11 protein-coding genes are annotated in these 13,273 nt (G+C 36.4%); all 11 read left to right on the forward strand.

Features of this window, described 5'->3' with window-relative positions:
• Positions 1 to 149: 149 nt before the first annotated feature.
• The 11 genes from ACQV2O_RS00590 to rnz all read left to right on the forward strand — a co-directional run bounded on the left by ACQV2O_RS00590 (position 150) and on the right by rnz (position 13,270).
• Positions 150 to 1,172, forward strand: a complete 1,023-nt coding sequence (locus tag ACQV2O_RS00590; RefSeq protein ID WP_428874675.1) for a PhoH family protein — start codon at positions 150 to 152, stop codon at positions 1,170 to 1,172.
• Positions 1,144 to 3,366: an HD family phosphohydrolase gene (locus ACQV2O_RS00595; protein WP_428874676.1), complete on the forward strand. Its 2,223-nt coding sequence runs from the start codon at positions 1,144 to 1,146 to the stop codon at positions 3,364 to 3,366. Before ACQV2O_RS00590 ends, ACQV2O_RS00595 begins: the two co-directional genes overlap by 29 nt.
• Positions 3,367 to 3,376: 10 nt before the next feature.
• Positions 3,377 to 3,859: an rRNA maturation RNase YbeY gene (gene ybeY / locus ACQV2O_RS00600; protein ID WP_428874677.1), complete on the forward strand. Its 483-nt coding sequence runs from the start codon at positions 3,377 to 3,379 to the stop codon at positions 3,857 to 3,859.
• Positions 3,843 to 4,220: a diacylglycerol kinase family protein gene (locus ACQV2O_RS00605; protein ID WP_428873815.1), complete on the forward strand. Its 378-nt coding sequence runs from the start codon at positions 3,843 to 3,845 to the stop codon at positions 4,218 to 4,220. The genes ybeY and ACQV2O_RS00605 overlap by 17 nt, the downstream gene beginning before the upstream one ends.
• A 33-nt stretch (positions 4,221 to 4,253) precedes the next feature.
• Positions 4,254 to 5,156, forward strand: coding sequence for a GTPase Era (gene era / locus ACQV2O_RS00610; RefSeq protein ID WP_428873814.1), 903 nt, complete (start codon positions 4,254 to 4,256; stop codon positions 5,154 to 5,156).
• Positions 5,157 to 5,170: 14 nt separating this feature from the next.
• Complete coding sequence (recO, locus tag ACQV2O_RS00615) at positions 5,171 to 5,950, forward strand: DNA repair protein RecO (protein ID WP_428874678.1); 780 nt, start codon at positions 5,171 to 5,173, stop codon at positions 5,948 to 5,950.
• Between the two features lie 236 nt (positions 5,951 to 6,186).
• Positions 6,187 to 7,074, forward strand: coding sequence for a glycine--tRNA ligase subunit alpha (gene glyQ / locus ACQV2O_RS00620; protein WP_428874679.1), 888 nt, complete (start codon positions 6,187 to 6,189; stop codon positions 7,072 to 7,074).
• Positions 7,075 to 7,084: 10 nt separating this feature from the next.
• Complete coding sequence (gene glyS, locus ACQV2O_RS00625; protein WP_428874680.1) at positions 7,085 to 9,136, forward strand: glycine--tRNA ligase subunit beta; 2,052 nt, start codon at positions 7,085 to 7,087, stop codon at positions 9,134 to 9,136.
• 19 nt (positions 9,137 to 9,155) lie between these two features.
• Positions 9,156 to 10,460 carry a GTPase ObgE gene (gene obgE, locus ACQV2O_RS00630; protein ID WP_428874681.1) on the forward strand — a complete coding sequence of 435 codons (1,305 nt, stop codon included), beginning with the start codon at positions 9,156 to 9,158 and terminating at the stop codon, positions 10,458 to 10,460.
• An 11-nt stretch (positions 10,461 to 10,471) separates the two neighbouring features.
• Complete coding sequence (locus ACQV2O_RS00635; RefSeq protein ID WP_428873809.1) at positions 10,472 to 12,316, forward strand: acyltransferase family protein; 1,845 nt, start codon at positions 10,472 to 10,474, stop codon at positions 12,314 to 12,316.
• Positions 12,317 to 12,340: 24 nt separating this feature from the next.
• On the forward strand, positions 12,341 to 13,270 hold the full coding sequence (gene rnz / locus ACQV2O_RS00640) for a ribonuclease Z (RefSeq protein ID WP_428873808.1): 930 nt from the start codon (positions 12,341 to 12,343) through the stop codon (positions 13,268 to 13,270).
• The last annotated feature ends 3 nt before the right edge of the window (positions 13,271 to 13,273 follow it).

Consider the following 13,273-nt stretch of genomic DNA (forward strand, 5'->3'; position numbering starts at 1 on the left):
AAATATTCTGTTTAAAAAGAATCAGTTTTCTGGTTCTTTTTTATTTTTAAAAAATATCATAATAAGTATTAATATATCGGTCTTTTATTCCATTTTATAAGCATTTTATGGTAATCTTAACTTAGTTTATTAATAAAGGAGACGACTATTTGAATAACAACGAAAAATTCTCAAAACAAGTCACCGTCACAAACACAGATTGGCTAATTTCCTTGTTGGGCAATCATGATAAATACATACGTATGATTGAAGATAGTTTCGAAGTAGAAATAACCAACCGCGGTGAAATAATTAACATTATTGGTGAGCGTGAAGAGACAGTGGAGTCTGTTCGTCAAATCCTCCTAAACCTTATTCAACTTTTGGAAAGGCGAATCACCCCTCGATCCATGGATGTCATGACAGCCATTAAAATGGCAAAAAGTAATAAATTAGATTTTTTTCTCAACCTTTACGAAGAAGTGGTGGGTCGTTCTGCAGATGGAACAGCTATTCGTGCCAAAAACTTTGGACAGTTACAATACGTTAGAGCTGTTAACCGACAAGACGTTGTCTTTGGTATGGGACCTGCTGGAACTGGAAAGACCTACTTGGCTGTTTTGATGGCTGTCCAGGCTATGCGAGAAGGTAAAGTGAAAAAAATAATACTGACACGCCCAGCAGTCGAAGCTGGAGAAAACCTTGGTTTCTTACCAGGTGATTTGAAAGAAAAAGTAGATCCTTACTTAAGACCAATATACGATGCCTTATATAACATTTACGGAACGGAACAAACCAACCGTCTAATGGAAAGAGGCATTATCGAAATTGCGCCATTGGCTTATATGAGAGGTCGAACCCTAGACGATGCTTTTGTTATTTTAGATGAGGCTCAAAATACAACAATTGCACAAATGAAAATGTTCTTAACTCGATTAGGCTTTGGCTCAAAAATGATTATAAATGGCGATCAGTCACAAATTGACCTACCTAAAGGGGTAAAATCTGGATTGATTGACGCCTATCATAAATTAAGAAAGGTTAAACGCATTGAATTTGTATCTTTTGATGAGTTCGATGTGGTTCGTCATCCAGTAGTTGCGGATATTATTAGAGCTTATAGCAAAGAACCCATGATTGAAAACCTTCTAAGGAGAGAAGAAAATGAATCGTCGACTACAGTTACTTCATGAGCGTTTAGGTAAAGTCTTTATACCTCTTATAACATTCATACTATCCTTAGCAATTTTTTTAATTGGCTATCAACACGTCAAACCAGAAGTTTATCACTTTGAATTGAATCAAGTAGCAGATGAAACAATTTTAGCGCCTGTGACGATGGAAGATGTTGAGCAGACAAAAGCCAATCAACAAAGAGCTAAGGATGCTATTAATGATATCTATTTATATCAAGAAGATATCAGGATTCAGGAAATTACGCGGATTGAGCAGTTTTTTGGCTTTGTTCGTGAGGCTCGTAATGGTAAGTACTCACGAGACGGTGTAATTGATTCTTTAAAGAATGCATCTAAAGAAAAGCCACTGGATCAATCTTTTAATGAAAAGGTCAATAATTTACCAACTAAAAAAACCAACTTCGATAATTTATCCGAGGAGCAAAAGCGAACAGTGATTCAAGCACAATTACAAATGGTAGATGAAAATGTTTTTAATTTGTTTGATCAGCTTTCTAACCGCTCAATTGATCAAGTTTTTAAAATCAGTCCCTTAGAACTATCTGAATTACAATCGAATTTAACTGATTTTATATCCGAGAGTCTTGCTCAAGAATTAGGTCCTGATCAAGTTGATAAAGAGTTGGACAAATATCGTTTACAAATCACATCTTCCGATATGTCAGAGCTTGCTCAGCAAACGACTTTAAACTTTTTAGGCGCCTTGATAAAACCAACGATGGTATATTCGGAGTCAGAAACAAATCGCTTAAAGGAAGAAGCAGCTTCCAAAGTTCAAACATCTTATATTCTACAAGGACAAGTTATTGTTCAAGAAGGTCATATTATTAATCAAAATAATATGCGACAACTTGAGATGTTTGGTTACTTGGATGCATCGACTAAGCAATATCTTATGCCAGTCTTTGTTCTATTAATTTTTGTCCATGCTTTTCTATTCGTTTATATCTTTTCTGATAAATTAAATTGGACAGATTTAAGCCGTGCGAATATGCAGGCTACTGCTTATATGATTATTGTTTTTGGGTCGTTGATCATGGCCAAGATGGGACATTTCTTCCAACAGGCAGGTCTAGAGTATGGTATGTTGCTTCTACCTTTGATGATTTTACCAGGATATTTAAAAGAAAAATCTTCCTATAAAGTAACATTGTTAGCATTTCTATTTATTAATATCTTTGCTATTTTTATAGTTAGTGATTTAGACAATCAAACTGTTGTAACCTTCATCAGTTTATTTTACCTATTTACTACCATTGTTTCCGTTTTACTGACTACTTTTTCTGATCGTCAGGCGATGAAAGTAGAAAAAAGAGTGGCCTTAAATATCATTTGGCAGTTCATAATTGCTTTGCCTCTAATGGCTGTTCTTACAATTCCTATATTATCTCGTCAGGCTTTTATCATCCTAATAATGACAATTGCAGCTAATTTACTTGGCTTGTTATTAATCGCTGTTTTTGAACCCTACTGGGAGCAACTTTTATCCAGTCGTTCAGCCATGACGATGAATCAGTTAGCTAATTTAAATCATCCCTTATTAAAATTGTTGATTGAAAAAGCACCGGGAACCTATCATCATTCAATTATGGTGGCTAATTTAGCAGCGAATGCCGTGGAAGCCATAGGCGGGGATTCCTTGACCACCCGGGTAGCCTCTTACTATCATGATGTTGGAAAGACAGTCCATCCCCTATTCTTCGTTGAAAACTTATCTGGAGGCATTGAATCACCTCACCGCATGGTAGGGCCAGATGAGTCTGCTAAAATTATTATTGATCATGTTGCTCAAGGTGTAAAATTATTAGAAGAGTACCGTATGCCTCAGTCTGTTATTGATTTATGTAAAGAACACCATGGCACAACCATGACTAGCTATTTTTATTACCAAGCTAAAGAGCAAAAAATGCCTATTAATCCAGAGACCTTTAGATATCCTGGCCCGATTCCACAATCAAAAGAATCCGCTATAGTGATGATTGCAGATTCAATGGAAGCAGCCTCTCGAACAATGAAAGAACATACTCAAAAGAGTATTGAAGAATTACTGGATTCCATAATTGCGAGTAAGATTAACGATGGCCAATTTGCCGATTGTGGGTTGACGGTTGATGAACTAAAAACAGTAAGAAAGTCACTAATTTTAGGGATAGCTAGTATGTATCACACACGTGTGGAATATCCTAAATAAGGAGAAGAAAATGCAAGTTGAATTAATTGATGAAGGTCAGAGGCTGACTGAAAAACAAAAACAGATTATCTTAGACTTAATTGATCAAGCAGGCTTAAAAATCGCTGCTCCTACTCAAGCAGAATTAGACATAACCATCGTCGATAATCACACCATTCGCCAATTGAATCGCGACTACCGTGGTATTGACCGAGCAACGGATGTGCTATCTTTTGCTTTAATGGAGGGGGAAGAACCAATAGATTGGTCAGTTATCAACTCAAATGAAGTTCAAGAGCCAATCAATCTTCACTTGGGAGATATTATTATTTCAATCGAACGAGCGCTTGAACAAGCCAGTGAATACAACCACTCTCTAGAAAGAGAGTTGGGATTTCTAGCTGTCCACGGTTTCTTACACTTAAATGGTTATGATCACCAAACCATTGAAACTGAGAAAGAGATGTTTGCAATTCAAGAAGAGGTGCTGAGTGAATATGGACTCACAAGATAATCCTTTTAAGAATTCAAATTTTTTCCAGTCTTTTATTTGTGCCAGCCAAGGATTTTTTCAAGCAATTAAAAGTGAAAGAAATCTAAAAATCCACTTATTTTTTGCTTTAGTGGCAGTCCTTTTAGCCTTTTATTTTAAATTTGAACCACTGAAATGGACGATTTTACTATTAACTATTGGCCTTGTTATCTTTTCCGAATTAATCAATACAGCAATAGAAGCGGTTATTGATTTAATTGTAGCAGACCAATGGCATCCCTTAGCGAAAAAGGCAAAAGATATCGCTGCTGCTTCTGTTTTAATGACAGCAATCATTTCCATTATAATCGGGGCTATACTATTTCTCCCCTATTTATTTTAAAAGGTGACAATTAATCATACTAAAGGAGTTTAAATGAAAAAAGATTTTAAATCGGGTTTTGTAGCTATTCTTGGCCGTCCCAATGTTGGGAAATCAACTTTATTAAATCAAATTATTGGCCAAAAAATAGCGATTATGTCTGATAAAGCCCAAACAACCCGCAATAAAATTCAGGGTGTCTATACCCGTGAAGACTCACAAATCATTTTTATTGATACCCCCGGAATCCATAAACCCAAGCATGCTTTAGGAGACTTCATGATAAAAACAGCCTATTCCTCTTTGAGTGGGGTGGATGCAGTGATTATGGTAGTCAATGCGACAGAAAAAATAGGACCTGGCGATCAATTTATTATCAATCGTTTAAAAGATGTCCAGCAACCAGTCTTTTTAGTTATTAATAAAGTAGATCTGATTGAAAAAAATTTGCTTTTTGATATTATCACTAAATATCAAGATGCTTATGATTTTGATCAGATTATCCCTTTATCTGCACTTACAGGTGAAAATGTCGAAGCTTTATTAGACCAACTGACACTCAGCTTGCCAGATGGCCCCCAATATTACCCGGCTGACCAGGTAATGGATCATCCTGAGTATTTCCTCGTTGCGGAGTTAATTCGTGAAAAGATTTTAATGTTAACACGCGAAGAAATTCCTCATTCAGTAGCCGTCCAAGTCCAATCCATGCAAAAAAATGCTGATGACAAGGTAGAAGTACTAGCTACAATAATCGTGGAACGTAAAAGCCAAAAGGGAATAATTATTGGTGCTCAAGGATCAATGATTAAAAAGATAGGTCATCTGGCACGACGTGATATTGAAAAGCTTTTAGCAACCAAAGTCTATTTAGACTTATGGGTCAAGGTGCAAAAAGATTGGCGGGATCGTCAAAGTAATTTAAATGAATTGGGCTATCAGAGTGAGAATTATTAATAAGGAGAGTGCCAATGAACGAAAAATTTACCGGAATTGTTTTGTTTATTCGGCCGTACCGCGAAAAAGATAGTCTAGTTAAAATTTTTACACGTGAATTTGGTACTAAAATGTTTTTTGTAAGAGGTTTACAGTCACTCAATCATCCCCTTAAAAAGCATTTAATCCCATTGACAGAACATCAATATTGGGGAACTATTAACCAACAGGGTTTGTCCTTTTTGAAAGAAGGTCAAACCCTTAACCTCTTTCGATCCATTCAATCTGATCCCTTTAAGCAAGCGCATGCTGCTTATATAAGTCAACTAGTGGATGCCAGTGTGGATGATAATAGCAAAGATCAACAGCTATTTGATTTTTTCCAAGCTACTCTAAGCAGTCTCAATGAGCGTGAAGATGCCCGGCCTATTCAATTACTTTTGCAACTTAAACTTTTGCAACGCTTCGGGCTTCAATTAAATATGAAAAATTGTGTAGTCTGCGGATCGAGCCAGAGGATTGAGGACTTTTCGATGGTCCATTTGGGTGTTTTGTGTCATAACCATTTAGATAAAGATCCCAACCGAATGCATCTTAGTTCTAAGCAAGTCAAAATTTTACAACTCTTTAATGAAATTAAACTGAATCAATTAGGACAAGTCTCAATTTCAGACCTTTCTTACAAAAAAATTGATGAATTGATCTTCACCATCTACCATGAACAAGTAGGGATTAAATTAAAAGGAGAATCTTATCTCAATCAATTATATAAAGTAGCCGACCAATTGAAAATCAGTAAAAATCAAGGAAGATAATTGACAAAAAGCTTTATAATTAGTAGAATTTTAACAAGCCAAAGCAATTAAAAGAAGATAGTAAAGCGACTCTAGGCAGGTGAAAGCTAGAGCAAATCGAATGGTCCTTTGGGTTAACAAATGAATTTTAAGAGTGCTAGTCTAACTAGAATTAGGGTGGAACCGCGAATTTATTTCGTCCCTATGACCTCCAAAGGGGGTCATAGGGACTTTTATTTTAAGAAAGAGGTGTCAAAATGGCAGTTGAATCGTTACAAGATATGATTTTAACCTTGCAAAACTTTTGGTCAAAGAAAGGATGTTTGATCCTTCAATCCTATGATACTGAAAAAGGAGCCGGAACCATGAGCCCCTATACCTTTTTAAGGGCTAATGGACCAGAACCTTGGAATGCCGCTTATGTCGAACCGTCAAGACGACCTGCTGATGGAAGATACGGTGAAAATCCTAACCGCTTATACCAACACCATCAGTTTCAAGTGGTTATGAAGCCTTCTCCTCTTGCTATACAAGAATATTACCTGGATTCATTGATTGAATTAGGCATTGATCCCCTAGAGCATGATATACGGTTTGTAGAAGATAATTGGGAAAACCCTTCCTTGGGTTGTGCGGGACTGGGATGGGAAGTATGGATTGATGGTATGGAAGTGACTCAATTTACCTACTTCCAACAAGTGGGGGGATTAAAGTGTGATCCGGTAATGTCAGAGATTACTTATGGCTTGGAGCGTCTTGCTATGTATATTTTTGATGTGGAAAATGTCTATGATTTAGAGTGGGCCAAAGGCGTGAAGTATGGCGAAATCTTTTTCCAACAAGAATATGAGCAGTCTAAATATTCTTTTGAATTAGCTGATACTGACTTATTAATGAAGCAGTATGAAGCTTATGAAAAAGAAGCCAACCGTTTACTTGAGGAAAACTTAGTTCATCCAGCCTATGATTATATTTTAAAGACCAGTCATACCTTCAATTTAATGGATGCTAGAGGGATGATTTCGGCATCAGATCGCCCTGCTTATTTAGGACGTGTTCGTAAATTAGCTCGCGGTATTGCTAAGACCTTCGTACAAGAAAGAGAAAAACTTGGATTTCCATTATTAAAAGAAAATAAGAACTAGGAGGATTGCTATGAGAGATTATTTATTAGAAGTAGGAATGGAAGAAATTCCAGCTAGATTTTTATTGAAATTGCGTGATCAATTAGCCGAAAAACTTGCAGCATTTCTTGCAGAAGAAAGAATCAGCTTTCAATCCATTGAAACTTACGCAACTCCTAGAAGATTAGCTCTAAGAGTAGAAGGTTTATCTGATCAGCAATCAGCTTTAGAAGAAGAAGTAAGAGGACCGTCCGTAAAAGTTGGACAAGATAACGAAGGGAATCTGACGAAAGCTGCATTGGGCTTCTTAAAAGGTCAAGCCTGTCAAGAGGAAGACTTATTTGTTAAAGAAGTTAAAGGAACTGACTACCTCTTTGTGAATAAGGTGGCTGAGCAGAAGAAAGTAGAAGAAGTGTTAAAAGCTATCCCAACTGTTCTTGCCAGTATGCATTTCCCAGTTACCATGCGGTGGTCAGATTTAAATTTAGAATATATTCGTCCGATTCATTGGATACTTTCATTACTAGAAGATCAGGTGATTAACTTTGAATTTGCTGGTATTCAGGCGAATAATTTTTCACATGGTCATCGTTTTCTAACTAAAAATGACAAAGTTGTAATTAAAAATAGTCGTGACTATGAAAACGCACTAGAAAAGATGTATGTGATTGCCAGTTTTGAAAAACGACAAGAGAAGATTTACCAGCAAATTCAAGCGATTGAAGATGAAAGGGGCTGGGTTATACCGGAAAATGATGAATTACTAGAAGAGGTAACAGCCATTGTCGAGTGGCCAACTGCTTTTTACGGCAGTTTTGAGGAAAAATATTTAGAAATTCCCCAAGAAATGGTCATCACAGCAATGCGTGATCATCAACGTTATTTTTATGTTTTAGATCCTAAAAGCAAAGAATTGTTGCCTTATTTTATTTCAGTACGAAATGGTAATGATCAGCACATTGATCAAGTCATTAAAGGTAATCAAAAGGTATTAAGAGCTCGTTTAGCAGATGGTTTATTCTTTTACCAAGAAGATTTAAAATTATCTTTAAAAGAAGACTTAGCTAAATTATCAAGCTTGAAAGAGCATTTTAAGTTAGGTACTTATAGTCAAAAACAAGAACGTGTTAAACACCTGCTTGAAGAATTGATGGATTTTATCGATTTATCTGCTCAAGATCAAAAGACCATTTTGCGTGCTAGTGAGATTTACAAGTTTGATCTTGTGACTCAAGCGGTAAATGAGTTTGCCGAATTACAAGGTGTCATTGGTGGGATTTATGCCAAACATTATGGTGAAGAAGATAGTGTAGCGCAAGCAATTGCTCAGCAATACCTACCAACTTCGGCTGGAGGGAAATTACCTGATAAACCTGCGGCTGCCGCCTTATCGATTGCAGATAAATTAGACAGTCTAATTGCTTACTTCAAAGCGGATATGATACCAACAGGGTCTAATGATCCTTATGCATTAAGAAGACAAGCCATGGGATTAATTGACATTCTTTTAGACCAATCTTGGAATATCGATTTAAAGAGCTTGTTAGTGAAGATTAACCATGAAGATGCTGATTCAGCAGCCGATTACTTAAATGATTTGCTTAGTTTTATAGAAGCTCGGATTCAAGTTAGATTAGGTAATCTAGGAATGGATTACGATATTATTCAAGCAGCACTCGCACAAAAACAACTAAATCCTGTAAAAATAAAAGAAACGGCTAAAAGTTTACAAGACTTCAAAGCTGCCAAACCGGTTGAGTTTTCAAAAATGATTGAAAACTTGGCACGAGTAGTTAATTTAGGTGAAAAGGTTAGCGAGCAAGTTAAAATCACTGATAACCTAGCTGAAAGTCAACTAGAAAAGGACTTAATTGAAAAGATAGTGGCAATAGAGGACTTACAAGACACCTCAAGATTAATGGAATATTTTGAAAGCATTAGTCCAATGATTGCTTCATATTTAGAACTACATATGGTTAACGCTGACCAAGAAGCTCTTCGCCATAATCGCTATCAAATGATGTACCAATTAACACAAACAATTCTCAGTCTCATGGATCCTAGAAAAGTGGTCCATAAATAAGAGTAAAGGAGCGATAATAATGTCTACCTTTTTAGATCGCGCAAAAGTGAAGGTAATTGCTGGTAAAGGTGGCGACGGAATGGTCGCTTTCCTAAGAGAAAAATATCGACCAGATGGTGGACCTGCAGGAGGAGATGGCGGCCGCGGTGGCGATGTCATTTTTCGAGTGGATGAAGGCCTTCATACTTTGATGGATTTTAGATACAATCGTCAATTCAAAGCGCATAACGGGGATAATGGAATGAGTAAGAGTAAATATGGAGCGAATGCAGAAGACCTTTATGTAAAAGTTCCACCAGGAACCTCTGTTTATGACGAAGCAAGCGGTAGACTCATTGCCGATTTAGTGGACCATGGACAAGAAGTAATTGTTGCTAAAGGAGGGAGAGGGGGGCGTGGAAACATACGCTTTGCCACGCATAAAAACCCTGCTCCTTCAATTGCTGAAAATGGAGAACCAGGTCAAGCCTTGGAGTTACAATTGGAACTTAAAGTTCTAGCAGATGTGGGCTTGGTTGGTTATCCAAGCGTGGGCAAATCAACCCTATTGTCCATTATTTCTAATGCTAAACCCAAAGTAGCAGATTATCAATTTACTACCTTAGTACCCAACTTGGGAGTGGTTAAAATTGCTGATGGTCAGGAATTTGTCGTTGCAGACATGCCGGGCCTTATTGATGGTGCTTCTGATGGTGTTGGTTTAGGTATTGATTTCTTACGCCACATTGAAAGAACTAAAACGTTATTACATATTGTGGATATGGCAGCGGTACATGAACGCGATCCCTTTGAAGATTTTTCTTCTATTATGCAAGAGTTAGCTAATTATCATCCTCGTCTTTTAGAAAGACCCATGTTGATTGTGGCTAATAAAATGGATTTAGATCAAGCTAAAGATAATTTAAAAGTATTTGAAGAAAAAATATCTGATTATTATCAGAATTTAAATCTTTCTATTCCAAAAATTTATCAAATTTCAGCTTGGCAAGCCCAGGGAATTGATTCATTGATGCGAGCAACAGCTCAATTAGTTGCCTCCAGTGACTTTATACCTTTGGAGGAAAAAGAAAGTGATCATAAAAATTATACGATCGACGAAAGCCCTGATTTTACTGTTCGTAAACTTGAAGAAGGTTATTGGGAATTAGAAGGTGAAAAGATTATCAAGCTTTATAAAATGACCAATACAGCTCATGATGAAAGTTTACAACGCTTTGCACGTCAACTGCGATCAATGGGTGTCGATCAAGCCTTGAGAGAAGCTGGCGCGAAAAATGGCGATACAGTTTACTTAGAGGATTATCAATTTGAGTTTATTGATTAGGTGGTTTTAATATGCAAAATAAAGTTAAACAAGGGCGTATCCCAATTTTTGACGGTCTTAAGGGAATCGCAATACTGCTAATCATTGCTTATTACTACTTTGAACATATTGTTCCAGGTGGTTTCCTTGCAGTTAATCTATTTCTTTTCATAGCTGGTTTTTTTAACTTTAGACATTTTTATTTAAAAGATATACAAGCTAGAAAAGAGTCCTTTTGGCAATTTATATATAAGCGTTTTGAAAGACTTTTTTTCCCTACTTTATTCGTAGTTTTAACTACGTCTACCTATATTTTACTTTTTAACCGTGATTTTTTATCTAATATTCGGTGGATGGGATTAAGTTCACTCACATTTATTAACAATTATTATCAGATTTTTAATCAACAGTCTTACTTTGTTCAAGCGGCTAATCCAAGTCCCTTTACACATTTGTGGTACGTCTCTTTATATGGACAATTGGTTATTTTAACACCTATTTTAATATTTTTACTTTACAGTTGGCATAAAAAACCTCAAGTAACTATTCGTATGTTATTGATTATTTCAGCCTTATCCGCTTTTTTAATGGGCTATCTTTATAAAGATAACCAAGATCCTACCCGAATTTACTATGACCTTTTAACAAGATTATCTGCTTTTACTCTTGGGGGTTCTTTAGGATTAGCTCTTCCAGTTAATTTATCACCTAAAAAGATTTCATCAAAGAAAATTATGACCATGAATCTTATGGGTTTACTTGCAGTCATTTTTGCTTTCTTCATGATTAAATTCATGTTTGCAACCAAACCTTTTGCTTATCGTTTTGGTTTAACTTTGTTTTCTTTGATTTCTGCTGTAATTGTTGTTTCAAGTATTCATCCAGCAACTATTTGGAACAAAATCTTTCGTTTTAAACTATTTACCTGGATAGGCCAACGATCTTTTTCTTACTATCTATGGTACTATCCTGTCTATCTTTTAATGCCTCAAAACATTAGCTTTATGAATAGGTCTCCATGGTTAAATTATGGTTTTCAGTTGCTTTTGATCATTATTTTAGCTGAAATTACTTACCAATTATTTGAAAAGCGCAGAATTAGTCTTCCAATTGGACAAGACTTTAATTGGCGCAAAATGAAGCATCAATTTGATTATTTAAGCTCTCACCCTCAATCATTAAGAGTAGTGAAATTTATCACAGCGTGTTATATTTTTAATGTCGTGATGGGGGTCATCGCTCTGGCTATTTCTTCACCAGCTAAGGGTGTAGAATCAAGTAAGGAAATTCAAGCCATTATTGAAAACAATATGAATATTGCTGAAGAGTCAAGAAAAACTGAAGAAAGACAAGTAGTTGTTAATAATATCGAAGGCTTAGATCAAGAAGTCTTACTCTATGCTAATGCATTGGAGATAACTTTCATAGGGGATTCAACTTTAGCTGCAGCCACCGAGCGCTTGAATGATGTATTTCCTAAGGCTGTTTTTGATCCGAAAGTCGGTCGACAACTTTATGAATCTTATGATACGGTATATGGTCTCAATCAAACAGGCGGATTAAAGCCTACTGTGGTAACCATGTTAGGCTCTAATGGAACATTTACAGTTGGTCAAATGGATGATTATATTCAAGCAGTCGGTCTAGACCGTGATCAGTATTATGTCAACGTTTTGGTTGATCGCATTTGGACAGATGATGCTAACCGTCAATTGGTAAGAGCGGCTCAAGAATATGGAAATGTTAGAATTATAGACTGGGCGAATTATGCCCGTGGACACGCTGAATGGTTTGCTGAAGATGGCGTTCATCTAAATGATGAGGGGTCATTGGAGTTATCTAAATTTATCGCTAAGGAGATATACCGTCAGCGCTAGTCATAGAAAGAGGTTGATGGAAATATGAAATTACATTTTTTAGGCACAGGTGCTGGGATTCCATCCAGACAAAGAAATGTTTCTTCGCTGGCTTTAAAGTTATTAGATGAGTTGAATGAAATCTGGTTATTTGATTGTGGAGAAGCAACCCAGCATCAAATCTTGGAAACAACCATTCGACCTAGAAAAATAACTAAAATTTTTATTACTCATCTTCATGGAGACCATATTTTTGGCTTGCCAGGACTTCTAAGTTCAAGATCTTTTCAAGGTGGAGAAGACTGTTTAGAAGTTTATGGACCTAAGGGGATAAAAGATTTTATTAAGATTTCCTTAAAATATTCAAAATCCAAACTTGCATACAGTTTAAAAATAACAGAGTTGGTAGACCGAGGTGGCGAGTTAATCTTTGATAATGGCTGGAAGGTTAATTATTTACCTTTAGAACATGGGATTCTTTCTTTTGGCTACCGAGTAGAAGAACCAGATTTACCTGGTCAACTTTTAGTTGAAGAGTTGAAAAAATTTGAGATACCTAATGGTCCAATTTATGGTCAACTCAAACGCGGAGAACGTGTTCAATTAGAAGATGGCAGATGGATAGATGGCCAGAATTTTCTTGCTCCGGATCGACCTGGTAGAATCGTTACCATTTTGGGGGATACCCGTTATTGTCAGAATTCTAAAGTCTTAGCCAGAAAAGCGAATGCTTTAGTCCATGAGGCTACTCATGAAGCAGCGGAAGAAAAAATGGCAAGAGCTTATTACCATTCGACCAGTCATCAAGCAGCCCAAGTGGCTAAAGATAGTCAAGTAGAGGCTCTTTATCTCAATCATATTTCAGCTCGCTACTTAGGCAAGGCTCTCAAGCAACTTGAAAAAGAAGCTTGTTCTATTTTTCCTAACAGTCATCTTGTTAATGACTTTGATGAATATGAAATCCCACTTAATTAATGA

Origin of the sequence: Facklamia sp. P13055, assembly GCF_050409445.1 — a bacterium.
Classification (GTDB): domain Bacteria; phylum Bacillota; class Bacilli; order Lactobacillales; family Aerococcaceae; genus Facklamia.

Bases quoted from the DNA above. Each gene is read 5' to 3' on its own strand.
- ACQV2O_RS00595 (WP_428874676.1), top strand. From the start codon at position 1,144: ATGAATCGTCGACTACAGTTACTTCATGAGCGTTTAGGTAAAGTCTTT.
- ybeY (WP_428874677.1), top strand. From the start codon at position 3,377: ATGCAAGTTGAATTAATTGATGAAGGTCAGAGGCTGACTGAAAAACAA.
- ACQV2O_RS00605 (WP_428873815.1), top strand. From the start codon at position 3,843: ATGGACTCACAAGATAATCCTTTTAAGAATTCAAATTTTTTCCAGTCT.
- era (WP_428873814.1), top strand. From the start codon at position 4,254: ATGAAAAAAGATTTTAAATCGGGTTTTGTAGCTATTCTTGGCCGTCCC.
- recO (WP_428874678.1), top strand. From the start codon at position 5,171: ATGAACGAAAAATTTACCGGAATTGTTTTGTTTATTCGGCCGTACCGC.
- glyQ (WP_428874679.1), top strand. From the start codon at position 6,187: ATGGCAGTTGAATCGTTACAAGATATGATTTTAACCTTGCAAAACTTT.
- glyS (WP_428874680.1), top strand. From the start codon at position 7,085: ATGAGAGATTATTTATTAGAAGTAGGAATGGAAGAAATTCCAGCTAGA.
- obgE (WP_428874681.1), top strand. From the start codon at position 9,156: ATGTCTACCTTTTTAGATCGCGCAAAAGTGAAGGTAATTGCTGGTAAA.
- ACQV2O_RS00635 (WP_428873809.1), top strand. From the start codon at position 10,472: ATGCAAAATAAAGTTAAACAAGGGCGTATCCCAATTTTTGACGGTCTT.
- rnz (WP_428873808.1), top strand. From the start codon at position 12,341: ATGAAATTACATTTTTTAGGCACAGGTGCTGGGATTCCATCCAGACAA.